At 70.0% G+C, this 26,999-nt stretch carries 24 protein-coding genes and 1 tRNA gene; 19 read left to right on the forward strand and 6 right to left on the reverse strand.

The window, feature by feature from the left end:
- Positions 1-8: 8 nt before the first annotated feature.
- From M3M27_RS05940 to M3M27_RS06020, 17 genes are all read left to right on the forward strand, one after another.
- Positions 9-656, forward strand: a complete 648-nt coding sequence (locus M3M27_RS05940) for an esterase/lipase family protein (RefSeq protein WP_434027466.1) — start codon at positions 9-11, stop codon at positions 654-656.
- A 38-nt stretch (positions 657-694) separates the two neighbouring features.
- Positions 695-1,426: a YebC/PmpR family DNA-binding transcriptional regulator gene (locus M3M27_RS05945; RefSeq protein ID WP_434027467.1), complete on the forward strand. Its 732-nt coding sequence runs from the start codon at positions 695-697 to the stop codon at positions 1,424-1,426.
- 111 nt (positions 1,427-1,537) lie between these two features.
- Positions 1,538-2,059, forward strand: a complete 522-nt coding sequence (gene ruvC / locus M3M27_RS05950; protein WP_140719202.1) for a crossover junction endodeoxyribonuclease RuvC — start codon at positions 1,538-1,540, stop codon at positions 2,057-2,059.
- 55 nt (positions 2,060-2,114) lie between these two features.
- Positions 2,115-2,702 (forward strand): Holliday junction branch migration protein RuvA, encoded by a 588-nt coding sequence (ruvA, locus tag M3M27_RS05955; RefSeq protein WP_434027468.1) that lies wholly within the window; start codon positions 2,115-2,117, stop codon positions 2,700-2,702.
- 59 nt (positions 2,703-2,761) lie between these two features.
- Positions 2,762-4,681 carry a potassium transporter Kup gene (locus M3M27_RS05960; protein WP_140719198.1) on the forward strand — a complete coding sequence of 640 codons (1,920 nt, stop codon included), beginning with the start codon at positions 2,762-2,764 and terminating at the stop codon, positions 4,679-4,681.
- Positions 4,682-4,832: 151 nt separating this feature from the next.
- Positions 4,833-5,858 carry a Holliday junction branch migration DNA helicase RuvB gene (ruvB, locus tag M3M27_RS05965; protein WP_434027469.1) on the forward strand — a complete coding sequence of 342 codons (1,026 nt, stop codon included), beginning with the start codon at positions 4,833-4,835 and terminating at the stop codon, positions 5,856-5,858.
- 43 nt (positions 5,859-5,901) lie between these two features.
- Positions 5,902-6,360, forward strand: coding sequence for a tol-pal system-associated acyl-CoA thioesterase (gene ybgC / locus M3M27_RS05970; RefSeq protein ID WP_140719194.1), 459 nt, complete (start codon positions 5,902-5,904; stop codon positions 6,358-6,360).
- A gap of 10 nt (positions 6,361-6,370) precedes the next feature.
- Entirely contained in the window at positions 6,371-7,147 is a 777-nt protein-coding gene (gene tolQ, locus M3M27_RS05975; protein ID WP_140719192.1) for a protein TolQ, read from the forward strand.
- 110 nt (positions 7,148-7,257) lie between these two features.
- Complete coding sequence (gene tolR, locus M3M27_RS05980) at positions 7,258-7,695, forward strand: protein TolR (RefSeq protein WP_140719190.1); 438 nt, start codon at positions 7,258-7,260, stop codon at positions 7,693-7,695.
- Complete coding sequence (gene tolA / locus M3M27_RS05985; RefSeq protein WP_434027470.1) at positions 7,685-8,749, forward strand: cell envelope integrity protein TolA; 1,065 nt, start codon at positions 7,685-7,687, stop codon at positions 8,747-8,749. The genes tolR and tolA overlap by 11 nt, the downstream gene beginning before the upstream one ends.
- A gap of 4 nt (positions 8,750-8,753) precedes the next feature.
- Positions 8,754-9,173, forward strand: coding sequence for a cell envelope integrity protein TolA (locus tag M3M27_RS05990; protein WP_434027471.1), 420 nt, complete (start codon positions 8,754-8,756; stop codon positions 9,171-9,173).
- 125 nt (positions 9,174-9,298) lie between these two features.
- Positions 9,299-10,618: a Tol-Pal system beta propeller repeat protein TolB gene (tolB, locus tag M3M27_RS05995; protein ID WP_434027472.1), complete on the forward strand. Its 1,320-nt coding sequence runs from the start codon at positions 9,299-9,301 to the stop codon at positions 10,616-10,618.
- Positions 10,619-10,678: 60 nt separating this feature from the next.
- On the forward strand, positions 10,679-11,194 hold the full coding sequence (pal, locus tag M3M27_RS06000) for a peptidoglycan-associated lipoprotein Pal (RefSeq protein ID WP_434027473.1): 516 nt from the start codon (positions 10,679-10,681) through the stop codon (positions 11,192-11,194).
- A 6-nt stretch (positions 11,195-11,200) separates the two neighbouring features.
- Positions 11,201-12,013, forward strand: a complete 813-nt coding sequence (gene ybgF / locus M3M27_RS06005) for a tol-pal system protein YbgF (protein ID WP_434027474.1) — start codon at positions 11,201-11,203, stop codon at positions 12,011-12,013.
- Between the two features lie 48 nt (positions 12,014-12,061).
- Positions 12,062-12,751, forward strand: coding sequence for a 7-carboxy-7-deazaguanine synthase QueE (gene queE, locus M3M27_RS06010; RefSeq protein WP_140719177.1), 690 nt, complete (start codon positions 12,062-12,064; stop codon positions 12,749-12,751).
- Between the two features lie 108 nt (positions 12,752-12,859).
- The gene (gene queC, locus M3M27_RS06015) at positions 12,860-13,534 is read left to right on the forward strand and encodes a 7-cyano-7-deazaguanine synthase QueC (RefSeq protein ID WP_434027475.1); all 675 of its coding nucleotides are present in this window, start codon (positions 12,860-12,862) and stop codon (positions 13,532-13,534) included.
- 53 nt (positions 13,535-13,587) lie between these two features.
- Positions 13,588-13,663 (forward strand) — tRNA-Lys (locus M3M27_RS06020).
- 220 nt (positions 13,664-13,883) lie between these two features.
- Here the strand turns inward: M3M27_RS06020 and M3M27_RS06025 are convergent.
- The 4 genes from M3M27_RS06025 to M3M27_RS06040 all read right to left on the reverse strand — a co-directional run bounded on the left by M3M27_RS06025 (position 13,884) and on the right by M3M27_RS06040 (position 18,058).
- A complete protein-coding gene (locus M3M27_RS06025; protein WP_434027476.1) occupies positions 13,884-14,816 on the reverse strand; it encodes a cyclase family protein in 933 nt (310 codons plus the stop codon).
- 115 nt (positions 14,817-14,931) lie between these two features.
- Positions 14,932-15,396, reverse strand: a complete 465-nt coding sequence (locus tag M3M27_RS06030) for a hypothetical protein (protein ID WP_140719171.1) — start codon at positions 15,394-15,396, stop codon at positions 14,932-14,934.
- A 119-nt stretch (positions 15,397-15,515) separates the two neighbouring features.
- The gene (gene recQ, locus M3M27_RS06035) at positions 15,516-17,321 is read right to left on the reverse strand and encodes a DNA helicase RecQ (protein WP_434027477.1); all 1,806 of its coding nucleotides are present in this window, start codon (positions 17,319-17,321) and stop codon (positions 15,516-15,518) included.
- Between the two features lie 191 nt (positions 17,322-17,512).
- The gene (locus M3M27_RS06040) at positions 17,513-18,058 is read right to left on the reverse strand and encodes a Dps family protein (protein ID WP_140719167.1); all 546 of its coding nucleotides are present in this window, start codon (positions 18,056-18,058) and stop codon (positions 17,513-17,515) included.
- A gap of 86 nt (positions 18,059-18,144) precedes the next feature.
- On the opposite strand from M3M27_RS06040, the gene hrpA reads away from it, so the two are divergent.
- The gene (hrpA, locus tag M3M27_RS06045; protein WP_434027478.1) at positions 18,145-22,260 is read left to right on the forward strand and encodes an ATP-dependent RNA helicase HrpA; all 4,116 of its coding nucleotides are present in this window, start codon (positions 18,145-18,147) and stop codon (positions 22,258-22,260) included.
- A 57-nt stretch (positions 22,261-22,317) separates the two neighbouring features.
- Here hrpA and M3M27_RS06050 read toward each other — a convergent pair whose 3' ends face one another.
- Both M3M27_RS06050 and M3M27_RS06055 read right to left on the reverse strand, forming a co-directional pair.
- A complete protein-coding gene (locus M3M27_RS06050) occupies positions 22,318-24,087 on the reverse strand; it encodes a chloride channel protein (protein WP_434027479.1) in 1,770 nt (589 codons plus the stop codon).
- A gap of 6 nt (positions 24,088-24,093) precedes the next feature.
- On the reverse strand, positions 24,094-24,603 hold the full coding sequence (locus M3M27_RS06055) for a hypothetical protein (protein ID WP_140719161.1): 510 nt from the start codon (positions 24,601-24,603) through the stop codon (positions 24,094-24,096).
- Positions 24,604-24,853: 250 nt separating this feature from the next.
- On the opposite strand from M3M27_RS06055, the gene M3M27_RS06060 reads away from it, so the two are divergent.
- Positions 24,854-26,992 (forward strand): RelA/SpoT family protein, encoded by a 2,139-nt coding sequence (locus M3M27_RS06060; RefSeq protein WP_434027964.1) that lies wholly within the window; start codon positions 24,854-24,856, stop codon positions 26,990-26,992.
- Positions 26,993-26,999: the final 7 nt, after the last annotated feature.

The following is a 26,999-nucleotide window of genomic DNA, read 5'->3' on the forward strand; positions in this document are numbered from 1 at the left end:
ACGGTCGCATGCCATCGGTCGTGTTGCTGCATGGAATCTGGAACCCCGCCTGGTGGCTGCTGCCGCTGGCGAGGCGCCTGCGGCGCGAGGGCTTCGAGGTGCAGCTGTTCGGCTATAACGGGGCCCTGGCCGGGCCGGACGCCGCGGTGCAGGCGCTGGTGCGCTACCTCGGCCGGCTGGGCGGCGGGCCGGTCTCGCTGGTCGGCCACAGCCTCGGCGGGCTGGTCGCGCTGGAAGCGGCGCGACGCGGCGCGCCCGGCGTGGAAAAGATCGTGTGCCTCGGCAGCCCGCTGCTGGGCAGCGCGGCCGCGCGCGCCTTGTGCGGGCACCGCGGTTGCGCCTGGCTGCTGGGGCGGAGCCGCGCGTTGCTGCTGGAAGGCGTCGCGCCATGGACCGGGAAAGCCGCGGTCGGGATGATCGCCGGTCGCCGCGCCGCCGGCCTGGGGCGGCTGTTCGCCGACCTGGGCGAATCCGACGGCACGGTCGCGCTGGCGGAGACCCGGCTGCCTGGGTTGGCCGACCATTGCGTGGTGGATGCCAGCCATACCGGGCTGACGTTCTCCGCGGAGGCGGCGCGGCGGGTGGCGGGGTTCCTGCGCGAGGGGCGCTTCGATGCCGGGACGGCCCCGGGAGGGGCACCGCGGCCAATCGGGTAGAATCCGCGCCCTGTCATCCAAGCAAGACCGGTAACCCCATGGGTAGAGGCCCCTCGATCGAAGCCCGCAAGAACGCGTCCGACGCCAAGCGCGGCAAGGTTTTCACCAAGATCATCCGCGAGATCGGCGTGGCCGCGCGCGCCGGCGGCGGCGACCCTGCCAACAACCCGCGCCTGCGCGTGGCGGTGGACAAGGGCCTGGCCGCGAACATGTCCAAGGACGTGATCGAGCGCGCGATCAAGAAGGCCACCGGCGAGCTGGAAGGCGTCGAGTACGAGGAAGTGCGCTACGAGGGCTACGCCCCCGGCGGCGTGGCGGTGATCGTCGACTGCCTCACCGACAACCGCGTGCGCACCGTGGCCGACGTGCGCCATGCCTTCAGCAAGTGCGGCGGCAACATGGGCACCGAGGGCTCGGTGGCATTCATGTTCAAGCGCCTGGGCGTGCTCAGCTACGCGCCCGGCGCCGACGAGGACAAGGTCACCGAGGCGGCGATCGAGGCCGGCGCCGACGACGTGGTGGTCTACCCGGAGGACGGCGCGATCGACGTGCTGACCGCGCCGGAGGCGTTCTCGCAGGTCAAGGACGCGATGGTCGCGGCCGGCCTGGAGCCCGGCCATGCCGAGATCACCTTCCGCGCCGACAACGACATCGCCGTCGACGGCGACACCGCCGTGCAGGTGCGCAAGCTGCTGGACATGCTGGAAGACCTGGACGACGTGCAGGATGTGTATTCCAACGTCGACCAGGCTTCTTTGGGGAGCGCCTGACGGCGCTCCGGGATTGGTGATTCGTGATTTGTGATTCGCAAAAGCAATCGGCCTGCGGCGGAGCGCGCTTTCCCGAACCGCCAATCCCGAATCGCTAATCACGGCTCTTTCATGACCCGCATCCTCGGCATCGATCCCGGCTCGCAGCGCACCGGCATCGGCATCATCGACGTCGACGCGGCCGGGCGTGCCCGGTACGTGCACCACGTGCCGCTGGTGCTGCTCGGCGAGGGCGATTTCGCCCAGCGCCTGAAGCGCCTGCTGCACGGGCTGGCGGCGCTGATCGAGGAGTACCGGCCGGACGAAGTGGCGATCGAGCAGGTGTTCGTCGGCAAGAGCGCGGACTCGGCACTCAAGCTCGGCCAGGCGCGCGGCGCCGCGATCAGCGCGGTGGTGTTGCACGACCTGCCGGTGCACGAGTACGCGGCCAAGGAAATCAAGCTGGCGCTGGTCGGCAAGGGCAGCGCCGACAAGGTCCAGGTGCAGCACATGGTCGGCGTCATGCTGAACCTGAAGGGCAAGCTGCAGGCCGACGCCGCCGACGCGCTGGCCGTGGCGATCACCCACGCGCACGTGCGCACCACCGCGCAGCGGCTGGGCGTGAACACGAAGCAGGCTTGGAGCAGGAAATGAACGGACATCGGAGCGGGACCCGGGTCCCCGGTCCCGGCCTCAAAGGAGCCCACCCATGATCGGACGCCTGCGCGGCATCCTCGCCTACAAGCAACCGCCGTGGCTGGTGATCGACGTCGGTGGCGTCGGCTACGAGCTGGAGGCGCCGATGAGCACCTTCTACGACCTGCCCGACCTCGGCCGCGAGGTCACGCTGTTCACGCACTACGCGCAGAAGGAGGACAGCGTTTCGCTGTACGGCTTCCTGCGCGAGGGCGAGCGGCGGGTGTTCCGCGACGTGCAGCGGGTCTCGGGGATCGGCGCCAAGATCGCGCTGGCGGTGTTGTCGGGCGTGAGCGTGGACGAGTTCGCGCGCCTGGTCCAGACCGCCGACGTCACGGCGCTGACCCGCATTCCCGGCATCGGCAAGAAGACCGCCGAGCGCATGGTGGTCGAGCTCAAGGACCGCGCGGCCGACTTCGGCGGAGGCGGCGCGCCGATCGTCGGCCAGCTCGGCACCGATGCCGTATCCGAAGCCACGGTCGCGCTGCAGCAGCTCGGCTACAAGCCGGCCGAGGCCGCCAGGATGGCGCGCGATGCCGCGGCCGACGGCGACGACGTCGCCGGCGTGATCCGCAAGGCGCTCCAGGCCGCGCTGCGCTGAACCGCCTCTTCCCGATCCTTCACGTCCTCCACGCCATCCGGCGATAACCTCGGTCCGCCATGTCTTCATCCCCCTCAGCTTCCCACGGCCACGGCGGCAATGCGTCCCACGGTCCCGCGCAAGGCGGTTTCGCCCTGGTGCTGGCCGCGATCGGCGTGGTCTTCGGCGACATCGGCACCAGCCCGCTGTACACGCTGAAGGAGGCGTTCTCGCCGCACTACGGCCTCAACAGCGACCACGACACCGTGCTCGGCGTGCTGTCGCTGGCGTTCTGGGCGCTGATGATCACGGTCACGCTGAAGTACGTGACCATCATCATGCGCGCCGACAACGAGGGCGAGGGCGGCATCATGGCGCTGATGGCCCTGGCCCAGCGCACGCTGCGCAAGGGGTCGCGCTCGGCCTACGTGGTCGGCATCCTCGGCATCTTCGGCGCCTCGCTGTTCTTCGGCGACGGCGTGATCACCCCGGCCATCTCGGTGATGGGCGCGGTGGAGGGCCTGGAGGTCGCCGCGCCCAGCCTGCATCCGTTCATCGTGCCGATCACCGTGGCCGTGCTGGTGCTGGTGTTCATGGCGCAGCGCTTCGGCACCGCCAAGGTGGGCAAGGTGTTCGGCCCGATCACCTCGCTGTGGTTCCTGTCGATCGGCCTGATCGGCGCCTGGAACATCGTCGACGCGCCCGAGGTGCTCAAGGCGTTCAATCCGTGGTGGGGCGTGCGCTTCTTCATGGACCACGGCTGGCACGGCATCTTCATCCTCGGCGCGGTGGTGCTGGCGGTGACCGGCGGCGAGGCGCTGTACGCGGACATGGGCCACTTCGGCGCCAAGCCGATCCGCCACGCATGGTACTTCTTCGTGCTGCCGTGCCTGCTGCTGAACTACCTGGGGCAGGGCGCGCTGGTGCTGGTGCACCCGGCCGCGCTGAAGAACCCGTTCTTCGAAGCGGTGCCCGGCTGGGCGCTGTACCCGATGATCGTCCTGGCCACGCTGGCGGCGGTGATCGCCTCGCAGGCGGTGATCACCGGCGCCTACTCGGTGGCGCGCCAGGCCATGCAGCTCGGCTACATCCCGCGCATGCTGGTCAAGCACACCTCGCACGAGACCATCGGCCAGATCTACGTGCCCGGCATCAACTGGATGCTGGCGGCGATGGTGATCTCGCTGGTGCTGATCTTCCGCAGCTCCACCAACCTGGCGGTGGCCTACGGCATCTCGGTGTCGATGACCATGCTGATCGACACCCTGCTGCTGGCGCTGGTCGCGCGCGCGCTGTGGCCGCGCTGGCGGCGCTGGGTGCTGCCGCTGTGCGTGGTGTTCTTCCTCATCGAGCTGGCCTTCGTGATCGCCAACGGCGCCAAGCTGCTGCAGGGCGCCTGGTTCCCGCTGGTGCTGGGCATCGTGGTGTTCACGCTGATGCGCACCTGGCGGCGCGGCCGCGCGCTGCTGCGCGAGGAGATCCGCAAGGACGGCATCAAGATCGACAGCTTCCTGCCCGGGCTGATGCTGGCCCCCCCGGCGCGGGTGCCGGGCACCGCGGTGTTCCTGACCGCAGACCCGATGGTGGTGCCGCACGCGCTGATGCACAACCTCAAGCACAACAAGGTGCTGCACGAGCGCAACGTGTTCCTCAACGTGGAGACGCTGCCGATCCCGTACGCGCCGGCCGAGAAGCGGCTCAAGATCGAGTCGATCGGCGACGAGTTCTACCGCGTCTACGTGCGCTTCGGCTTCATGGAGACCCCGGACGTGCCGCTGGCGCTGATGCGCTCGTGCGACCACGGCGGGATCTACTTCGACCCGATGGACACCACCTTCTTCGCCAGCCGCGAGACCATCGTCGCCAGCGCCAACCGCGGCATGCCGATCTGGCGCGACAAGCTGTTCGCGCTGATGCACCGCAACGCGGCGCCGGCCACCGGCTTCTTCCGGATCCCGGGCAACCGGCTGGTCGAGCTGGGCGCGCAGATCGAGATATGAGGGGGCGGGGCCCGGGACACGAGACCGGGATCCCGCGGGCGCGTCAGACCCGCCCGGAGTTGCCTACAATGTGCGCCATGCCATATCGACCTCTTCGCACGCTCTCCTCGGCCTGCTCCGAATCCCGGGTCCCGGGTCCCGGGGGGCGCTGATGGACCGCATCATCGACGGCGGCGCCACCCGCGAAGACGCCGCGGCCGAGGCCAGCATCCGTCCCAAGCGCCTGGCCGACTATCTCGGGCAGGTGCCGGTGCGCGAGCAGCTGTCGATCTACATCGAGGCGGCCAAGAACCGTGGCGAGGCGCTGGACCACGTGCTGATCTTCGGGCCGCCGGGCCTGGGCAAGACCACGCTGAGCCACGTGATCGCCAACGAACTGGGCGTCAACCTGCGGGTGACCTCCGGTCCGGTGATCGAGAAGGCCGGCGACCTGGCGGCGCTGCTGACCAACCTGCAGCCGTTCGATGTGCTGTTCGTGGACGAGATCCACCGGCTGTCGCCGGTGGTCGAGGAAGTGCTGTACCCGGCGATGGAGGACTTCCAGATCGACATCATGATCGGCGAGGGCCCCGCCGCGCGCTCGATCAAGATCGACCTGCCGCCGTTCACCCTGATCGGCGCCACCACCCGCGCCGGCCTGCTGACCGCGCCGCTGCGCGACCGCTTCGGCATCGTCCAGCGCCTGGAGTTCTACTCGCCCGAGGAGCTGACCCGCATCGTGACCCGCTCGGCCTCGATCCTCGGCATCGACTGCACGGCCGAGGGCGCCGGCGAGGTCGCGCGGCGGTCGCGCGGCACCCCGCGCATCGCCAACCGGCTGCTGCGGCGGGTGCGCGACTACGCCCAGGTCAAGGCCGGCGGCCGCATCGACCGCGAGATCGCCCAGGCGGCGATGGGCATGCTCAAGGTGGACCCGGAGGGGTTCGACGAGCTCGACCGGCGCCTGCTGCACACCATCGTCGACCATTTCGATGGCGGACCGGTCGGCGTCGAGTCCCTGGCCGCCTCGTTGTCGGAGGAGCGCGGCACGCTCGAGGACGTGATCGAGCCGTACCTGATCCAGCAGGGCTTCCTGGTCCGCACCGCGCGCGGCCGCATGGCGACCCGGAAGGCCTACCTGCACCTGGGGCTGAAGCCCAAGGACCCGGGACCCGGAAATACGGGGGAACTGTTTTGACACGCGAGATGCACGGACCCTTCCCCGCGATGGCAGGGATCCCATGACGGCCGGGCCGCCGGTCCCGGGCCCTGGATCCCGGTTCCTATTCAGTTGGCCGACACGCGTCTATTGGGAAGATACCGACGCCGGTGGCGTGGTCTACCACGCGCGCTACGTCGCCTTCATGGAGCGGGCGCGCACCGAATGGATGCGCGCGCTGGGCTATGGCCAGGAGCGCCTGCGGCAGGAGCACGACCTCGTGTTCGTGGTGCGCTCGATGGAGCTGGACTTCCTCAAGCCCGCGCGGCTCGACGACGTCCTGGACGTGTCGGTGGCGCTGCGCCGCTGCAGGCGGGCCAGCCTGGAGTTCTTCCAGGCGATCCGCCGCGGCGAGGAGACCCTGGCCACCGCGCGCGTGCGGATCGCCGCGGTCGGTGCCGCGAATTTCCGTCCGCGCGGCATGGACGACGCGCTGCTCGACGAGTTGAAGACCCTGGAAAACCAAGAATCCGAAGACTGAGGAAAGACGGATGTCGATCGCATTGCTCCTGGCCCTGCAGGACACGGTGGTGGAAGCGCTGCCGCAGGAAGTCACCAGCGCCGCCGCGCAGGCCGCCACGGTCGCCCATACCGGCAGCATCAACTATCTCGAGCTGATGGTGCGCGCCAGCATCCCGGTGAAGATCATCGTGCTGCTGCTGCTGGTCGGCTCCTTCATCAGCTGGGTGATCATTTTCCGCAAGGCCCGCGCCTTCAAGCAGGCCGGCCGAGAGGCCGAGGACTTCGAGAACCGGTTCTGGTCCGGCGCCGACCTGGGCAAGCTCTACTCGGCCGCCACCGACCGCAACCGCAGCGTCACCGGCATGGAGGCGATCTTCGAGGCCGGCTACCGCGAGTTCGCGCGCCTGCGCGACCGCCGCCTGGACGGCCGCGTCCAGCTGGAAGGCGCCCAGCGCGCCATGCGCGTCACCTTCGCGCGCGAGGTGGACCAGCTCGAGCGCAACCTCGAGACGCTCGCCAACATCGGCTCGACCGCCCCGTACGTCGGCCTGGTCGGCACCGTGTTCGGCATCATGGTGACCATGCACGACATGATCAGCAGCGGCGAGCAGGCCGGCATCGCCTCGGTCGCGCCGGGCATCTCCGAGGCGCTGTTCGCCACCGCGATCGGCCTGTTCGTGGCGATCCCGGCGGTGTGGGCCTACAACCGCTTCACCAACCGCGTCGAGCGGCTGTCGGTGCGCTACGACACCTTCGCCGACGAGTTCAGCTCGATCCTGCAGCGCCAGGCCGGCGCCGACGAATGATGCGAGTCCCTCGCAAGAGCCCGCACGTCCACGTGCGGGAATTCAAGACGCGAGTCCCTCGCAAGAGCCCGCACATCCATGTGCGGGGATTCAATTAGGAAGCTACCGCGATGATGTCCGGCATTTCCCGCCGCAAGAAGCGCAAGCTCAAGTCAGAGATCAACGTCGTGCCGTACATCGACGTGATGCTGGTGCTGTTGATCATCTTCATGGTCACCGCGCCGCTGCTCACGCTGAGCACCGACGTCAACCTGCCGACCTCGCGCGCCAAGGCGCTGGAGAGCCGCAAGGACCCGGTCGTGGTGGTGGTATCCGCCGACGGCCAGCTCGCGCTGCAACTGCCCAAGGACAAGCCCAAGGCGATGGATGCGGCCACGCTGCAGGCGCAGCTGGCGGCCATCGTCGCCCAGGACAAGGAGGCGCGCGTGGTCGTCGCCGGCGACCGCGACGTGCCGTACCAGAAGATCATGGACGCGATCGATGCGATCAAGCAGGCCAAGGTCGAGAAGGTGGGCCTGATTTCCGATTCGGGTGGCAATGCACGCTGACGCGCTTCCGCCGCAGGCTCCGCGCGAGGGCGACTGGGCGCGCCCGGTCCTGCTCGCGCTGCTGGTCCATGTCCTGGTGCTGCTGGTGTTCACCGCGGCCTGGCTATGGTCGCCCGAGCGCACCCCCGAGGCGGCGGCGGGCGATCCGTCGCTGGAGGCGAGCCTGGACGTGTCCGCCGCCGACGCGCGCGTCGCCCGCCAGGCGTTGCAGGCCGAGGCCGAGCCGTTCACCCCGCCGCCGCAACCGGCCCCGCTGCCGGAGCCGGCGCCGGAAGACACCGTGCCGCCGCCGCAGCCCATCCCCGAGCCGCGGCCGCAGGACGCGCCGACCCCGCAGCAGGCCAATGCGCAGGAGCGCATCGCCCAGCCGGACAACATCGACCAGGAGCGCGTCAGCGCGATGGCCGAGTCCGAGGAGAAGGCCAGGCAGGAGCAGGAGGCCAAGCGCCGCCAGGAACAGATCGACCTGACCGAGCGCAAGCGCCAGGAAGAGGCCGAGCAGCAGCGCCGCCTGGCCAAGCAGCAACAGGAGGAGGCGGACAAGAAGAAGGCCGCCGAGCAGGCCCAGGCGCAGGCCGAGCGCGACAAGAAGCTGGCCGAGATCCGCAAGAAGCGCGAACAACTCGAAGCGCAGATGGCGCGCGACGCCAGGCAGGCCGAGCTGGCCGAGCAGAAGCTGCGCCAGCTGGCCGCCGCGCGCGCCCAGCAGGCGTCCTCGGGCGCGACCGCCGCCAGTGCGCCCGCCGCGCCCGGCGCCGGCGGCACCAGCAACGACCTGGCCGCCAGGTACGCCGCGGCGATCCAGCAGGCGGTGCTGGCGCAGTGGGTCCGGCCGGATTCGGTGCCGCTGGGGCAGAAGTGCACCATCCACATCCGGCAGGTGCCGGGCGGCAGCGTGATCCAGGCCGAGGTGGCGCCTAACTGCCCGTTCGACGAGGCCGGCAAGCGCTCGGTCGAGGCGGCCGTGCTGCGTGCCCAGCCGTTGCCGTACCGCGGCTTCGAGTCGGTGTTCGCGCGCGACCTCAACTTCAACTTCACCGCGCAGGACCGCTGAGGCGATGGCGGTCGCGCACCTGCGCCGATCCGGTGGCCTGCTGGGCCGCATGGCCCTGGCGTTCGGGGCGATGGCCGTGGCCGGCGCGGCGGTGGCCGAGGTCGCCCGCAGGCCGACGCTGGACAACGCGCCGCCCGTGGACAATCTGCGCGCCCGCTATGCCGCGGCCATCCAGGCGGTGGTGGTCGCGCATTGGCTGAGGCCGGACTCGGTCCAGCCCGGCCAGCATTGCGCCGTGCTCGTCCGCCAGTCGCCGGGCGGGCAGGTGCAGGGGGTCGACGTCGACGGCGACCGCTGCGACTACGACGAGGCCGGGCGGCGCTCGATCGAGGCGGCCGTGCGCCGCGCCGCCCCCTTGCCCTACCGGGGGTACGAGACGGTGTTCGATCCGGAACTGCGGCTGGTCTTCGCGATCGAATCCTGAGGCGGCCGGGCGTCCGGGCCGGACGGCATGCGACTTTCACACTGCTTTCGTTCACGATTGCGAATATGTTCACCCTCCACTTGCTATCCCTTGCCCACTTTCCCGTCAGACCGACCGAGCGATCCATGAAGAAATTGCCGCGCTGGCTAGCCGTGTTCACCGCCTTGCTGCTGCCGTTCGCCGCCTCCGCGCAGCAACAGGGCCTGACCATCGACATCGTCGGCGGCAGTGCCTCCGCCACGCCGATCACGGTGGTGCCGATGCCGTACCAGGGCTCGGGCGCCGCGCCGCAGACCGACGTCTCGCAGGTGGTGGGTGCCGACCTCGACCGCTCCGGGCAGTTCCGCACGCTTCCGGCGGCGCAGATCGTCGAGCGGCCCACCCGCGGCAGCGAGATCCAGTACCCCACCTGGCGCGCGCTGAAGCAGGACTACATCGTGGTCGGCCGCGTCCTGGATGCCGGCGAGGGCGCCTACCGGGTCGAGTACGAGCTGTTCGACGTCGCCAAGGGCGAGCGCCTGCTCGGGCTGGCGATGACCGCCCGCGCCAACGCGATGCGCGACGTCGCCCACCAGATGGCCGACGCGATCTACGAGAAGATCACCGGCGTGCGCGGCGCGTTCTGGACCCGCATCGCCTACGTCACCGCCACTGGCAAGGGCGGGGCCATGCGCTACGCGCTGATGGTGGCCGACTCGGACGGCTACAACCCGCAGACCATCGTGCGCTCGGCCGAGCCGCTGCTGTCGCCGAACTGGAGCCCGGACGGCCGCAAGCTGGCGTACGTGAGCTTCGAGCGCGGCAATTCCTCGATCTACGTGCAGGACATCGCCACCGGCGCGCGCGAGCTGGTGTCCAGCTTCCGCGGCATCAACAGCGCGCCGGCGTTCTCGCCGGACGGCCGCAAGCTGGCGCTGTCGCTCTCGCGCAGCGGCAACCCGGAGATCTACGTGATGGACCTGGGCAGCAAGCAGCTGACCCAGTTGACCAACCACTTCGGCATCGACACCGAGCCGACCTGGGCGGCCGACGGCCAGTCGCTCTACTTCACCTCCGACCGCAGCGGGCGCCCGCAGATCTACCAGGTGCCGGCCACCGGAGGCTCGGCCAGCCGGGTGACCTTCCAGGGCAACTACAACGCCAAGGCCAGCGTCTCCTATGACGGTAAGAAGCTCGTGACTGCCCAGGGCAGCGGCAATACCTACCGGATCGCGATGATGGACCGCAGCCTGGGTTCGCCGAGCTGGAGCACGCTGTCGCCGGGGTCGCTCGACGAGTCCCCGAGCTTCGCGCCGAACGCCAGCATGGTGCTGTACGCCGCCCGCGAGGGTGGCCGCGGCGTGCTGTATGCCGTTTCCGCCGACGCGCGCGTCCGCCAGCGCCTGGTGCTGGCCGATGGCGACGTAAGGGAACCTTCATGGGGGCCTTACCGTAGCGCGCATTAATGTTAATATTTCGCTGCGTTAAACCCACACCATTGGCTTAGGAGCCACAAAGGTATTGCCATGAACAAGTCCACTCGCGTCCTGCTTGTTTCTTTGATGTCCGTGGCCGTTCTGGCCGGCTGCTCGAAGAAGGTCAAGGAAACCCCCCCGTCCACCCCGGTCGATACCACCCCGACCGCCCCGACGGCTCCGACCACTTCGGGCCTGTACGGTCCGGACGACCTGGATACCGACGCCTGCCTGCGTCAGCGCGTCGTCTACTTCGATTTCGACCAGGACGCCGTGAAGCCGGAGTTCCAGGCCATCATGGCGTGCCACGCCAAGTACCTGCGTGACCGCCCGAGCGCCCGCATCACCCTGCAGGGCAATACCGACGAGCGCGGCACTCGCGCCTACAACCAGGCTCTGGGCGAGCGCCGCGGCAACGCCGTCAACTCGGCCCTGCAGGCCAACGGCGGTTCAGCCAGCCAGCTGACCGTGGTCTCGTACGGCGAAGAGCGTCCGACCTGCACCGAGTCGAACGAGAGCTGCTGGTCGCAGAACCGCCGCGTCGAGATCGTCTACACCGCGAAGTAATCGACGATGCGTCCCGGGGTAATCACCCTGTTCGTCGCGGCGGCCCTCGTGGCCGCCGCGCCGGCGTACGCCCAGCGCCAGAGCCTGGCCGACCGCGTCGCCGCGCTCGAGCAGCAGGCCGCCAATCCTCAGGCGAACCTGGACCTGCTGAACCAGATCAGCGCACTGCGCTCCCAGGTGCAGGACCTGCAGGGGACGGTGGAGCAGCTGCAGCACGAGAACGAACAGCTGAAGCAGCAGGCCAAGGACCAGTACCTCGACCTGGACGGCCGGCTGAACCGCCTCGAAGGCGGCGCCGCGCCAGCGTTGCCGGCCGCGCCTGCCAACGGCGCGCCTGCGCCTGCGGTTCCGGCCAAGCCCAGCACGGCGGCCACTTCCGAGCGGCCGCCTTCCGTGCACGGCGATCCGGGCACGCTGGCTTCGACCGGCGATGAGCGCACCGCCTACAACGTCGCGTTCGACGCGCTCAAGAACGGCAAGTACGACGATGCGTCGCAGCTGTTCCTGAGCTTCCTCGAGCTGTACCCGAACGGCGTCTATACCCCCAATGCCCTGTATTGGCTCGGGGAGAGCTATTACGCCACCCGCAATTTCCAGTTGGCCGAGGTCCAGTTCCGCGACCTGGTCAACCGCTATCCCACCCACGACAAGGCCGCCGGCGGCCTGTTGAAGCTGGGCCTCTCGCAGTACGGCGAGGGCAAGAGCCGCGATGCGCAGCAGACGCTGCAGCAGGTGATCTCCAAGTATCCCGGCAGCGATGCCGCGCGGGTGGCGCAGGACCGCCTGCAATCCATCCAGCTCGGCCAGCAGCTGCGCTGAGTCCTTCCCAGGCCCTGCCGCCGTGGTTGCGGGCCGTATGATCCCGCCATGACCACCGCCGCAGCCGCCACCCCCAGTGAGATCGTCCAGTCGCCGTTGCCGCGGTTGAAGATCACCGAGATCTTCCTGTCGCTGCAGGGCGAGGCCGAGGCGGCGGGCTGGCCGACGGTGTTCGTGCGCCTGACCGGCTGCCCGCTGCGCTGCCAGTATTGCGATACCGAGTACGCCTTCCATGGCGGGCAGTGGCGCGACATCGACGACATCGTCGCCGAGGTGGCGGGGCACGGGGTGCGCCACGTCTGCGTGACCGGCGGCGAGCCGCTGGCGCAGAAGCGCTGCCTGTCGCTGCTGCAAAAGCTGTGCGACGCCGGGCTGGACGTGTCGCTGGAGACTTCCGGCGCCCTGGACGTCTCGGCGGTCGATGCGCGCGTATCGCGCGTGGTGGACATCAAGACGCCGGGGTCCGGCGAGGTGCACCGCAACCGCTGGGACAACCTGCCGCTGCTGACCGCGCGCGACCAGGTCAAGTTCGTGCTGTGCGGTCGCGCCGATTACGAGTGGGCGCGCGAGGTCGTGCGCGAACGCGGGCTGGCCGCCCGCTGCACGGTATGGTTCTCGCCCAGCAAGAGCGAGCTGGACCCTCGCGAGCTGGCCGACTGGATCGTCGCCGACCGCCTGCCGGTGCGCTTCCAGCTGCAATTGCACAAGCTGCTCTGGAACGACGAGCCGGGGCGGTAGGACCGGACCGTGATTCGTGATTGGTGATTCGTGATTGGGAAAAGCGAGTCGCCATCCGATGCGGTAGCTTTGACGAATCACGAATCACGAATCACCAATCACGGTCATATGAAAAAAGCAGTCGTACTCCTCTCTGGCGGCATGGATTCCGCGGTCGTCGTCGCGATGGCGCGCGAGCAGGGCTTCGAGGTGCATGCGCTGAGCGTGCGCTATGGACAGCGGCACACGTCCGAACTGGCGGCCGCGGCGCGGGTGGCGCAGTCGCTGGGCGTGGCCGAGCACAAGGTGGTGGACGTCGACCTGCGCAGCATCGGCGGTTCGGCGCTGACCGCCGACATCGACGTGCCCGATGCGGGCGGCCCGGGCATCCCGGTTACCTACGTGCCGGCACGCAATACCATCATGTTGTCGATGGCGCTCGGCTGGGCCGAGGTGCTCGGCGCCAACGACCTGTTCTGCGGGGTCAACGCGGTGGACTATTCCGGCTATCCGGATTGCCGTCCCGAGTTCGTCGCCGCCTTCGAGGCGCTCGCCAACCTGGCGACCAAGGCCGGTGTCGAGGGCGCGGGGCTGCGTGTGCATGCGCCGCTGCAATACCTGAGCAAGGCCGAGATCGCGCGCGAAGGTGGCCGGCTCGGCGTGGATTTCGGCCTCACGGTGTCGTGTTACCGGGCCGACGGGGACGGTCGCGCCTGTGGGCATTGCGATGCGTGCAGGCTGCGTGCGGCCGGTTTCGCCGACGCCGGCATCGACGATCCGACCCGCTATTCGATTTCGCGTTGACGCCCCCTTGGGGTAGAATGCGCACCCCCGGCGCGAGCCGGATGTTCGTTTTTGGGCCGTTAGCTCAGTCGGTAGAGCATCGGACTTTTAATCCGCTGGTCGTTGGTTCGATTCCAACACGGCCCACCATTGACGACGAGGCTCCAGGCCCGGCCTGCCGCTCCGCAATCCTTGGCCCGCTCCGCGATTGCCGTGCGCGCGGCGTTCTTCCGCAATGCGGCCTTACGCCGAGACCCGGCCCGTTTCGAGGGGCCGCCAGACATGTCGCCGTTCCCGCCATGTCCGAGGGCCGGGCACCGGCCGGCCGCGTCCGTCCGGATCGCAGCCGCACGGGACTGGACGCGAAGCCTCAGGGCGTCGGCCGCAGCACGCCATCGGCGCCGCGTTTGAGCGGGTAGGGCTGCTCGGGCAGCGGGGCGCCAGGGGCCTGGTCGATGGTGACGCCGTGCGGCCAGTCCGGGGGCGCGATCGCGACGTAGCGCGCGAAGCCGCCCGTGCCGCCTTCCGGCTTGGCGTAACCGATCGCGATCAATGCGCCGGCCTCGGGGACCTGGTCGAGGTTGGCCACGCCTTCGGCCTGGGCGTAATTGTGGTGCAGCAGCCAGTGCTCGCCCTCGAGGTTGTCGGTGGCGTCGGTGTCCAGCGGCTCGTGCCCGTGGAACAGGATGCGACGCTGCAGGTGCAGGTACTTCAGCGCGTCCAGGGTGATGCCGGGGAACGGCTTGCGCGCGAAGCGCCCGGCGTCGTTCCAGCGCTTGGACCAGTCCGACCGGATCATCACCACTGAGCCTTCGGGGATGGGGCCATGCCGCTCTTCCCAGGCCTGGATGTCGGCCACGGTGGCGTGATAGCCGGGGTCGCGGGCGACCTTGTCGTGGACGTCGATCACCACGAGCGGGCGCACCGCGTAGGTCGGCGGCAGATCGCTGATGGTGGCTCCCTTGGGATTCCAGTGCGCCGGCGGGTCGAGCTGGGTGCCGTACTGGTCGGTGGTCAGGTCGTACGCGGTGGCGACGAAGCCGTGCTTGCCGTAGGTGAACTCGTCGCCGGGCTTGGCATAGTCGCCGAGGTCGTTGCCGGCGACCGCGGGCTTGAACCGCGCCGGCGCGAAGCCCGGCCAGACCGGCTGCCCGGGGGAGAACGCATGGGTCAGGTCGATGTACTTGGCGTGCCTGAGCGTCTGCTCGTAGCTGGTCCAGAGCGAGAGGTCGGCAGCGGCCCAGGCGGCAGGAAGCGGTGCCAGCAGCAGGACGAGGGCGAGCGGAACGCGGAGGGCGGGCATGGACGACACCGGCGGCGGAGGTCGAGCCATGGTAGTGGGCCGTGCCGGCGGAAGGGGGCGCCGGCGTGCTCATATCGATATGCCGGCCGTCGCGCCGGGAGCGCGGAGCCCGCGCTTACCAGATCGGGCCGTGGCCGTAGCCGTAGGGGTGCCCGAAGTAGCCGGGGCCTTCGCTGCGGCCGACGCTGATGCTGATGCCGACTTCGCGCGGGTTGCCGTCGTCGTCGTAGTAGGTCTTGCAGCTGTGCAGGTTGGCGCCCTGCCAGTTGCTGTTGCCGCCGCGGCTGGAATAGCCCACGCCGGCGGCGACGCTGCCGTGCAACTGGCCCTGGCACTGTTCGGCGCGCGCGGCGATCCGCTGCTGCTCGCGCACGGTGGCCGAGGCGGACTTGCCGCTCTTGTCGCCGTAGAAGGTGCCGGGCGGGTCCTTGGCGTAGGTCGGGTCGCTGCGGTACTGGATCGGGGCCTGGGGGACGCTCAGGTCGAGGTCGCTGGCCGACGTGCCCGCGCCGGCAGGCTCCTGGGCCATCGCGCTGGCGCAGGCGAGCAGGGCACCGAGGAGAAGGAGAGTGCGGTTCATTGGGCGAGGCTCTCGGAGGGCGGGCGTCCATGCCGGTGGCATGCCGTTGAAGCTAGCAACGCGAGATTGAATGTGCGCTGTCGATTTCCCGGATTTTTCTTGCAGGCTTGACACGGAGGCTAGCCCTGCTCGCGGATGATGTCGACCAGTTGCTGGCCGTAGCGGGCCAGTTTGCTGCCGCCGATGCCGCCGACCCGGGCCAGTGCGTCCAGGCTGGTGGGGCGCTGCTCGGCGATGTTGCGCAGGGTGCTGTCGTGGAAGATCACGAAGGCCGGCACGTTCTGCTCCTTGGCCAATTGGGCGCGCAAAGTGCGCAGCGCGTTGAACAGGCCCAGGTCCTCCGGTTGCACCGGCAGGCCGGTACGCGGGGTGCTGCTGCGGTCGCCGCGCTCGCGCGCGGCGGTCTGGTCGCGCCGCATCATCACCTGGCGCTGGCCCTTGAGCACCTGGCGGCTGGCGTCGGTCAGGCGCAGGCCGCCATGGCCCTCGCTGTCCACTTCCAGCAGGCTCGCGGCGACCAGCTGCCTGAACACGCTGCGCCAGGCGCGCGCGTCCAGGTCGCGGCCGATGCCGTAGGTGCTGAGCTGGTCGTGGCCGAACTGGCGGATCTTGTCGCTGTCCGCGCCGCGCAGGATGTCGATCAGGTGCCCGACGCCGAAGCGCTGGCCGCTGCGGTAGACGCAGCTGAGCGCCTTCTGGGCCGGGACGGTCGCGTCCCAGGCCGCGGCCGGGGCCAGGCAGTTGTCGCAATTGCCGCACGGCTGCGCGTAGGTCTCGCCGAAGCCGGCCAGCAGCACCTGGCGGCGGCACTGCATCGACTCGCAATAGCCGAGCAGGTGGTCGAGCTTGGCGCGCTCCAGCCGCTTGCGCTCCTCCGGCGCCTCGCCCTGCTCGATCATCTGCTTGAGCAGCACCACGTCGCCCAGGCCATAGCAGAGCCAGGCCTCGGACGCTTCGCCGTCGCGCCCGGCGCGACCGGTCTCCTGGTAGTAGCCTTCCATCGACTTGGGCAGATCGACGTGGGCGACGAAGCGCACGTCCGGTTTGTCGATGCCCATGCCGAAGGCGATGGTGGCGCACATCACGATGCCGTCCTCGCGCAGGAAGCGGCGCTGGTTCTCGGCGCGGACCTCGGCCGGCAGGCCGGCGTGGTAGGGCAGTGCGGTATAGCCCTGCGCCGCCAGGAATTCGGCCGTCTCCTCGACCTTGCGCCGCGACATCGCGTAGACGATGCCCGCCTCGCCGCGGTGGCGGCCGAGGAAGTCCAGCAGCTGCCGGCGCGCATTGTCCTTCTGCACGACGGTATAGCGGATGTTGGGACGGTCGAACGAGCTGATGAAATGCTCGGCGTGCTCCAGGTCCAGGCGCTCGGCGATCTCGCGCTGGGTCGGCGGATCGGCGGTGGCGGTCAGGGCGATGCGCGGGATGTGCGGCCAGCGCTCGTGCAGCACGGTGAGCTGGCGGTATTCCGGCCGGAAATCGTGGCCCCATTGCGACACGCAGTGCGCTTCGTCGATCGCGAACAGGGCGATGCGGCTGCGCGCCAGCAGCGAGAGGAAGCGCGGGGTCAGCAGCCGTTCGGGGGCGACGTAGAGCAGGTCGAGTTCGCCGGCCTGCAGGTCGCGCTCGACCCGCGCGGCGGTCTCGGCGTCCAGCGTGGAATTGAGGTACTCGGCGCGCACGCCGAGTTGCCGCAGCGCCTCGACCTGGTCCTGCATCAGCGCGATCAGCGGCGAGACGACGATGCCGGTGCCTTCGCGCAGCAGCGCCGGTACCTGGTAGCAGAGCGACTTGCCGCCGCCGGTGGGCATCAGCACCAGGGCATCGTTGCCGGCGGCGACGTGCTCGACGATGGCCTGCTGGTTGCCGCGGAAGGCGTCGTAGCCGAAGACGCGCTTCAGCAGTTCATGGGCGGGGGAAGACATGCGACTAGGATAGCGCGCAGGGTTCGGGCGTGGCCCGCCATGCGGGCTACGCCGCCCAGGATTGTGCTGCGCAAAACCCTGGGCCCCGCTTCCGGCTTCGCCTATCCCCGCGCCTTGCGCGCCCCCCTTAACAGAAGGGGGGCTTTCCTCCAGCAGGGTTCCTGAGGGTAACGCCCTCGGTGATTTGCCGTTTACGCCAGCAGCGAGCGCAGCATCCAGGCATATTTCTCGTGGGTCTGCAGGCGCTGGGTCATCAGGTCCGCGGTCGGATCGTCGCCGGCATCGTCGGCGGTGCTCAGCACCTTGCGGGCGGTGCGGCAGACCGCTTCGTTGCCGGCCACCAGCTGGCGTACCATCTCGCGCCAGTCCGCGCTGTCGGTCAGGCCCGGTTCTTCCGGGATCGAGGTCAGCGCAAGGTATTCCTTGTACGAGCCCGGCGCGTTGTAGCCCAGTGCGCGGATGCGCTCGGCGACCTCGTCGAGCGCGCCCCACTGTTCGGTGTACTGCGTTTCGAACATGGTGTGGAGCGAGTTGAACATCGGCCCGGTGACGTTCCAGTGGAAGTTGTGGGTCTTCAGGTAGAGCGTGAACGCGTCGGCCATGTAGTGCGACAGGCCGTCGGCGATCTTCTTGCGATCGCCGCTCTTGATCCCGATATCGATGTTCGGTGCGGACGCGGCCGCTTCGGCCAGGGTCCTGGTGCCGCTCTTCTTGCCGGTGCTCTTGCTCTTGGCCATGGGGATTTCCTTGCTCCGTTGATTGGACGTCACAATAGACGCGATATGCGATTTATTGAAATTCAATATTCATGGTCTAACAATTGATGTCACCTATTGAATCCGATTCCAGCGTTGGGCTCCGTGAAGGGCGCGCGGCGATCGAAGGCGGGTTGACCCGCGACCGCGGCCGCTTGCTGGGGCTATGGTCGCGCTGGCGCGGCCAGCCGGGCAACCCGAAGTTGCGCGAGAGCTTCGAGCAGGCCGTGCGGGCATCCGTCGCGCAGCGCGAGGCGCGGGCGGCGGAGCAGCCGGCGATCGTCCTGGACGAGCAACTGCCGATCGCGCGCGAGGCCGAGCGCATCGTCGAGCTGATCCGCGCGCATCCGGTGGTGGTGATCGCCGGCGAGACCGGCTCGGGCAAGACCACGCAGCTGCCCAAGCTGTGCCTGGCGGCCGGCCGCGGCATCGCCGGCATGATCGGCTGCACGCAGCCGCGCCGGATCGCCGCGCGCGCGGTGGCCACGCGCGTGGCCGAGGAACTGAAATCACCGCTGGGCACGACGGTCGGCTTCCAGGTGCGCTTCACCGACAAGGTCGGCGACGCCTCGCGCATCAAGTTCATGACCGACGGCATCCTGCTGGCGGAGATCGCCAGCGACCGCTGGCTGTCGGCCTACGACACGATCATCGTCGACGAGGCGCACGAGCGCAGCCTCAACATCGATTTCCTGCTCGGCTATCTCAAGCAACTGCTGAAGAAGCGTCCCGACCTGAAGGTGATCGTCACCTCGGCGACCATCGACACCGCGCGCTTCTCCAGGCACTTCGACGATGCCCCGGTGATCAGCGTCGAGGGACGGACCTATCCGGTGGAAGTGCGCTACCGCCCGCTCGAGGGCGAGGGCGACGCCGGCGGCGAGCCGCGCGAGGGCGACCGCACCGTCAACGACGCGATCGTGGCGGCGATCGACGAGATCACCCGCAGCGATCCGCGCGGCGACGTGCTGGTGTTCCTGCCCGGCGAGCGCGAGATCCGCGATGCGCACCACGCGCTCGAGCGGCGCAAGTACCGCGAGACCGAGGTGCTGCCGCTGTACGCGCGGCTGTCGGCCAACGACCAGGACCGGGTGTTCAACCCGGGGCCGAAGCGGCGCCTGGTGCTGGCCACCAACGTCGCCGAGACCTCGCTGACTGTGCCGCGGATCCGCTACGTGGTCGACCCCGGCTACGCGCGGGTGAAGCGCTACAGCCCGCGCCAGAAGCTCGACCGCCTGCACATCGAGCCGATCAGCCAGGCCAGCGCCAACCAGCGCACCGGCCGCTGCGGCCGCATCGCCGAGGGCATCTGCTACCGGCTCTATGCCGAGGCGGATTTCCTGGCGCGCCCGGAATTCACCGATCCGGAGATCCGGCGCTCGTCGCTGGCGGGCGTGATCCTGCGCATGCTGCAGCTCGGGCTCGGGCGGATCGAGGATTTCCCGTTCCTGGAGGCGCCGGACGAGCGCGCCATCGCCGACGGCTGGCAGCAGCTGGTCGAGCTCGGTGCGGTGGACGGCGAGCGCAAGCTGACCGCGATCGGCCGGCAGATGGCGCGGCTGCCGGTGGACGTGAAGCTGGCGCGGATGCTGGTCGCCGCGCACAAGCACGGCTGCCTGCGCGAGATGACGGTGATCGCCGCGTTCCTGGGCATCCAGGACCCGCGCGAGCGTCCGCCCGAGGCGCGCGAGGCGGCCGACAACGCGCACGCGAAGTTCGCCGACCCGCGCTCGGAGTTCGTCGGCATCCTGCGCCTGTGGGAGGCCTACCGGCAAGCGCACGAGGACCTGACCCAATCCAAGCTGCGCGACTGGTGCGAACGGCATTTCCTCGGCTTCCTGCGCATGCGCGAGTGGCGCGAGCTGCACCGCCAGTTGCGGTTGCTGTGCGAGGAATTGGGCTGGCAGGAATCCGGCGCCGGCCTGTCGCCGGCCTTGCTGGCCGGGCCCCCCGCCGCTGCCGGGCAGGGCGACGGCCCGGGCCGGCGCCCGAGCCGTGGCGAGTTGCACCGCGCCGCGCGCCTGGCGCGCGAAGGCAAGGCTGCACTTGTGGGTGGGACTTCGGTCCCGGCGGGTTCTGCCGGCGTAGCCCCCGCGGGACTGGAGTCGCTCCCGCAGGCGCCGCGCATCGGCGAACGCGAGCGCGCCTCGGCCTACCAGGCCCTGCACCGCGCCTTGCTCGCCGGCTTGCCGACGCAGGTCGGCCATCGCACCGAGAAAGGCGATTTCCAGGCGCCGCGCCAGCGCCGCTTCCTGCTGTTCCCCGGCTCGGCGCTGGCCAGGAAACCGCCGCCGTGGGTGCTCGCCGCCACGCTGCTGGATACCCAGAAGGTCTGGGGCCTGACCAACGCCGCGATCGAGCCGGACTGGGCCATCGCCGAGCTGGGCCACCTGCTGCTGCGCAAGCATTTCGACCCGCACTGGTCGCGCGCGCAGGGACAGGTGGTGGCCTCCGAGCAGATCAGCCTGTTCGGGCTGGTGCTGGCGCCGAAGAAACCGGTGCATTACGGGCGCATCGACCCGGCCGCCTCGCACGACATCTTCGTGCGCCAGGCGCTGGTGACCGGCGAGATCAACACGCGGGCCGGTTTCGTGGCCGACAACTTGAAGGTGCTGGAACAGGCGCGCGAGGAAGAGGCGAAGCTGCGCCGCGCCGGCCTGGTCGCCGACGAGGACTGGCAGGCGCGCTGGTATCTCGACCGGGTGCCGCCGGAGATCCATTCCGCCAGCGCGCTGGACGCCTGGTGGAAGACGCTGCCGGAGGACAAGCGACGCGGCCTGCATTGGACGCTGGCCGACCTGCTGCCCGGGGAAGGCAGCGAGGAGGACCGGTACCCGAAGTACTTCCCGCTCGGCGATGCGCGCCTGGCGCTGCACTACCGGTTCGAGCCGGGCGCGGGCGACGACGGCGTGACCCTGGAAGTGCCGCTGCACCTGCTCAATGCGCTCGATCCGGCGCGGCTGTCGTGGCTCGCCCCGGGCTTCGTCGCCGACAAGGCCTCGGCGCTGATCCGCTCGTTGCCCAAGGCGATGCGGCGCAACTACGTGCCGGCGCCGGATTTCGGCCGGGCGTTCTTCGAGGCGTTCCCGAAGCCTTCGGGGGACGACATCCGCGGCGAGCTGGCCCGCTTCCTCGGCAAAGCCACCGGCGCGCAGGTGGCCGCGATCGACTTCGACGAAGCCGCGCTGGAGCCGCACCTGCGCATGAACCTGCGCCTGCGCGACGAACGCGGCCAGGTACTGGCCGAATCGCGCGACCTGGACGCGCTGCGCGCCCGCTTCGGCGAGCGTGCCGGGCGGGCGTTCGCGGTACGCGCCGGGTGCGAGATGGCGGCGGAGGGCTTGCGGGAGTTCCCGGCGCAGGCCATCCCTGCGCAGGTGCCGGGCGAGGCCGGCGTGCCGGCGTATCCGGCGTTGGTGGATGCGGGGGAGACCGCATCGCTGCGCATCTTCGCCGATCGCGCCGAAGCGCTGGAGGCGCATCCGCGCGGCGTGCGCCGGCTGCTGGAGATCGCCCTGGCCGACAAGGTCAAGCAGGCGCGCAAGCAACTGCCGGTGTCGCCCAAGACCGGGCTGTTGTACGCGGCCATCGAATCGCAGGAGCGCCTCCGCGGCGACCTGGTCGACGCGGCGATGAACGCGGTCCTGGCGGAAGGGCTGGGCGACGTCCGCGACCGTGCCGCGTTCGACCGGCGCCGCGAGGACGCCGGCAAGCGCCTGTTCGGCGAGGCGATGGATCGGCTGAAGCTGGCCGAGTCGATCCTGGCGCTGGTGGGCGAGCTGAAGCCCTTGCTGGAGGCGCCGCTGATGGGCTGGGCGCGCGGCAACCTGGACGACATGGAACGGCAGCTGGCCGGGCTGGTCCACGCCGGCTTCCTGCGCGAGACCCCGGCCGATGCGCTGGCGCAGTACCCGCGCTATCTGCGGGCGATGATCCTGCGCACCGAGCGCGCCAAGCGCGATCCCTCGCGCGACCAGCAGCGCATGCTCGAGCTCAAGCCGTTCCTGGACGCGCTGGAGGACGCCGCCGCGCAAGGCCTGCAATCGCGTCCGCAATGGCAGGCGCTGCGCTGGGACATCGAGGAACTGCGCGTGTCCACGTTCGCACAGGAGCTGGGCGCCAAGCCGGGCATCTCGGCCAAGAAGCTCGCGCAACGGGTGGCGGCGCTGCAGGCCGGAGCATAGGAAAGCCCGCCGTCCGCCCCGTGCGGGGACGGCGGGGAGGTGGACGCGGCGGCGCGCCTATGCCTCGCCGTCCTCGACCCGCTCGCCCATCATCTCGCGCTGGCGCTTGTCGAGTTCCTCGGCATAGCGCTTGCGCACGAAGGCTTCCGACAGCACGCCGAGCAGGTGGCCCTCGGCATCGACCACCGCCATCTCGTCGCTCTGGGTCTCGTCGAAGCGGCGGATCACGGTCAGCACGTCGGCATCGGGCGGCAGCGCCATGTTGCGGTTGCCGGCGAAGGCCGCCAGGGTGGCGTCGGCCTTGACGCCGTCGGCATACACCGTGGCCACCGGCACGATGCCGGCGTAGCGCTGTTGCGCGTCCAGCAGGGCCACGCGCGTGCTGGAGCCGAGCGGGAAGCGGCGGCGGAACTCTTCCACGGAGGCGTCGGCGGCGATCGTGCCGGTGCCTTGGCGCATCATCTTGCCGGCGGTGAGCGCATGCACCCAGCCGACGTCGCGCGCGCTGGTGATCGTGCCGCCGCGCAGGTGCAGGCGCCAGGTCGAGAACGAGTAGCCGAACGCCTGCCGCACCACCGTGTTGGCGACCAGCACCGCGGCCATCACCGCGCTGGCGAGCACGAAGTCGTGGGTGCCTTCCAGCACCAGCATCGCCATCGTCATCGGCGCGCCGACCACCGCCGCGGCCAGCGCCGCCATGCCGGCCAGCGCGGCGGCGGTGCCGTCCACCAGCGCGCCACCGCCGGCGAGGTTGACCAGGCCGGCGAACAGAGCCCCCACCAGCGTGCCCATGAACAGCGAGGCGAAGAACAGGCCGCCGCGGAACCCGAAGCCCAGCGAGATGCCCGAGGCCAGGCACTTGGCCAGCAGCAGCCCGCCGATCCACAGCAGCGGCAGGTGCGTGGTGAGGTCCACGTGCAGCGCGCCATGCCCGGAGGACAGCACCTGCGGGGTCGCCATCGCCAGCGGGATCAGCAGCAGCCCGCCGATCACCGGCCGTCCCCAGCCCGGCAGCGGGCTGCGATTGACGCGCTGCTCGATGCCGGTGACCAGGCGCATGACGGCGATGCCGACCAGCGCGCAGACCAGGCCGAGCACCGCGAATATCGCGTAGTCGCGCGGATGCAGGCCGATCTCCGATGCCGCCGGCAGCATGTAGGGCGGCACGCCGGCAGCCTGGGCGATGAAGCTGCCGGCCAGCGCGGCCACCGCGACCGGCGCCAGCGCCGAGGGCGTGTAGGCGCCGATCACGATCTCGAACGCGTAGAACGCGCCGGCCAGCGGCGTGCCGAACGCGGCGGCGATGGCGCCGGCGGCGCCCGCGCCGACCAGCGTGCGGGTGTCCGAACGCCGCAGGCGCAGCGCCTTGGACAACTGCGAGCCGCTGCCGGCGCCCATCTGGGTATACGCCGCTTCCAGCCCGACCGAGGCGCCGAAGCCGTTCGACAGCAGCGTCTGCAGCGACACGATCAGGTTGTCGCGCATCGACATGCGGCCGCCGTGCAGCGCATTGGCTTCTACCGCGTCGAGCAGGCGCCGCTTGCGCAGCGTCGCGGCCAGGCTGACCAATCCGACCAGCAGGCCGCCGATCGGCAGCGCCAGCAACGCGGTGAATTCCACCCGCGCGCTGGAGCTCAGGCGCATGTCCTCGTCCAGGCCGTACAGCCAGGCCTGCAGCGCATGCGCCAATCCGCTCTGCAGCAGCGTGAGCAGGCCTGCGATCAGCCCGGCCAGCAGCGCGAGCACGATGAGCCAGCCATCGCCGGTGCGGAACCGCCTGCGTATCGCCTGCAGCATCCGCTGCATCGGGCCGGCCGGCGCGCTCATCGCGGATTACTTGACGCGGCGGACCTTGGCCTGGGTGTTGTAGTTGCCGACCTGCATGTACCACACGCCCATCATGCCCGGCTTGATCTTCACCTTGGGCGACTGCAGGCGCACGCCGGACAGGCTGGCCGGCTCGATCTGCTCCCATTCCTGGCCGTTGGCGAGCACGAAGGTCTTGCCCTTGCCGAAGCCGTTGAAGTCGCCCACCAGCGTGCTTTCGATCGGCTCCTTGGAACCGAAGTCGAAGAAGCCGCGGTTCTTGGTGATGACTTCCTGGCGGCCTTCTTCCTTGGCCTTCTCCAGGGCGACCTGGGTTTCCTTCTGGACCTTGCCCTGCAGCCAGCCGTTGAGCGCGGCCAGTTCGGCCGGGCTGAGCTTGTCCAGGCCGGCGGCCTTGAACTCGCTGGGCGTCATCTCGCTCTGCAGATCGCCCGAGACCGTGCGTTGGGCATGGGCGGGGGCGATGGCGGCGAGGGCCAGGCACAGGGCGACGGGAAGGGCGCGCGAGAGCGGCATCGGTGCGGTTCCGGAAGAGGGTGGCGCCTAGTGTAGCGCCGCGCCGGCGGGCCCCATCGGCCCGGATCGAAAGCCGCTGCCGCGATCGCGGGAAAGGCTCCGGTGCGGATCGGTGCGGCCGATCGCGGCCGGATCGTGCCAGGCGTTCGCACCGGCCCGTCCGCGCTGTTCGCCGCTGCGCCGGCGCGTTAACTTAGGTGCCATCTTCGATGGACGATCTGCTGCTGTGACGCTTTCTTCCTCCGACGGCATGGAGGCCTTGCTGCGACGCCCGGCGGCTTCGGTGCTGGCGCCGGCGCTGCGCGAGGCCCTGGCGCAGGCATGGCGCGCGCGTTCGCCCGCCACGGCGGAACCGGCGGTGGCCTGGCCGGTGCTGGCCGACACGCTGGATGCGCTGGCGCTGCTGTCGGCGGACGAGGCCACGCTGCTGGCCGCGCTGTTGTTCGACCTGCCGCCGCTGCGCGCGCAGCTGGCCGGATTGCCGTGGCCGGACGCGCAGCGTCGCGCGGCGGTGGAGGGCCTGCTGGACGGACAGGACGCCGCCGACCAGGTCTGGGCGCTGCATGCCGGGCGCGAGGCGGGCCGCAACAGCGAGGGACTGCGCAGGCTGCTGCTGGCGATCATCCACGATCTGCGGGTCGTGCCGATCCTGCTCGCGCGCCAGCTGGCGAAGATGCGCGCCGCCGTCGGCCTGGCCGACGGGGAACGCAGGGCGCTGGCGCAGCTGACCCGCGACATCCACGCGCCGCTGGCCAACCGGCTCGGCATCTGGCAGTTGAAGTGGGAGCTGGAGGACCTGGCGTTCCGCTATCTCGAACCGGACACCTACCGGCACATCGCGCGCGAGGTCGACGAGACCCGCCTGGAGCGCGAGCGCTACATCGATTCGGTCAAGCGCCAGCTTTCGCAGGCACTGGGCGAGCAAGGGCTGGAGGCCGAGGTCAGCGGCCGGCCGAAGCACATCTACAGCATCTGGCGGAAGATGCAGAGGAAGCACCTGGCCTACGACCAGCTCTACGACATCCGCGCGGTGCGGGTGATGGTCGACAGCGTGGCCGACTGCTACGCCGCGCTCGGCGTGGTGCATGCGCTGTGGGCGCCGGTGCCGAGCGAGTTCGACGACTACATCGCCCGCCCCAAGGCCAACGACTACCGCTCGCTGCACACCGCGGTGATCGGGCCGGAGGGACGCACCGTCGAGATCCAGATCCGCACCCACGAGATGCACCAGCAGGCCGAGCTGGGCGTGGCCGCGCACTGGAAGTACAAGGAGGGCGGACGCGGCGCGGAAAAGGCCTTCGAGCGCAAGATCACCTGGATGCGGCAGCTGCTGGAGCAGTCGCAGGAAGGCGAGCAGGGCGGCCTGGCCGGCGCGTTCGATGCCGAACTGGTCGAGGACCGGGTCTACGCGCTCACGCCCAGGGGCGAGGTGATCGACCTGCCGCAGGGCGCCACGCCGCTGGATTTCGCCTACCACGTGCACACGATGGTCGGGCACCGCTGCCGCGGCGCCAAGGTCAACAACCGGATCGTGCCGCTGACCTATCGCCTGCGCAGCGGCGACCGGGTCGAGGTGCTGACCGCCAAGGAACCCGATCCGCGCCGCGATTGGCTGCTGCCGGCCAACGGCTTCCTCGCCAGCGGGCGTTCGCGCGACAAGGTGCGCGCCTGGTTCCACAAGCTCGACCGCGCGCGCAACGTGCAGGCCGGCAAGGAACTGCTGGAACGCGAGCTGCGCCGGCTCGGCCTGTTGCAGGCGGACCTGGCGCCGATGGCGAAGAAGTTCCATGCCGACAGCGTGGAGGACCTCTACATCCAGGTCGCGCTGGGCGATACCGGGCCGAGCCAGGTCAGCCGCGCCCTGCTCGAGGCCGAGCGTGCCGCCGCGCAGCCGGCCGCGCCGCCGATGCCGCGCCCGACCGCGCGCCGCGACGACCTGGGCAAGTCCAAGTTCACCGTGCAGGGCGTGGGCAACCTGCTGGTGCAGCTGGCGCGCTGCTGCCACCCGGTCGCCGGCGAGCCGATCGTCGGCTATCTCACCCGCGGCCGCGGCGTCACCGTGCATCGCAGCGACTGCGCGGCGCTGGCGCGCCTGGCCGCCGCCCATCCGCAGCGGGTACTGCCGGTCGAGTGGGGCAAGCTCGGCGGCAGCTACGAGGTCGACGTGCTGATCCGCGCGGTGGACCGTCGCTGGCTGCTCAAGGACATCACCAACCTGATCGCCCAGGAGGATGCGCACGTGCTGGAGATCAACAGCGACAACACGCGCGACAGCGGGCGGGCGCAACTGCGGCTGCGCCTGAAGGTGGCCGACTACGGGCAACTGGCGACGCTGCTGGGCAAGCTCGACGCGCTGCCCGGGGTCAACGAGGTGCGCCGGCTGGGCTAGCGCCGGC

Source organism: Xanthomonas boreopolis (assembly GCF_046529185.1).
Lineage (GTDB): Bacteria > Pseudomonadota > Gammaproteobacteria > Xanthomonadales > Xanthomonadaceae > Pseudomonas_S > Pseudomonas_S boreopolis.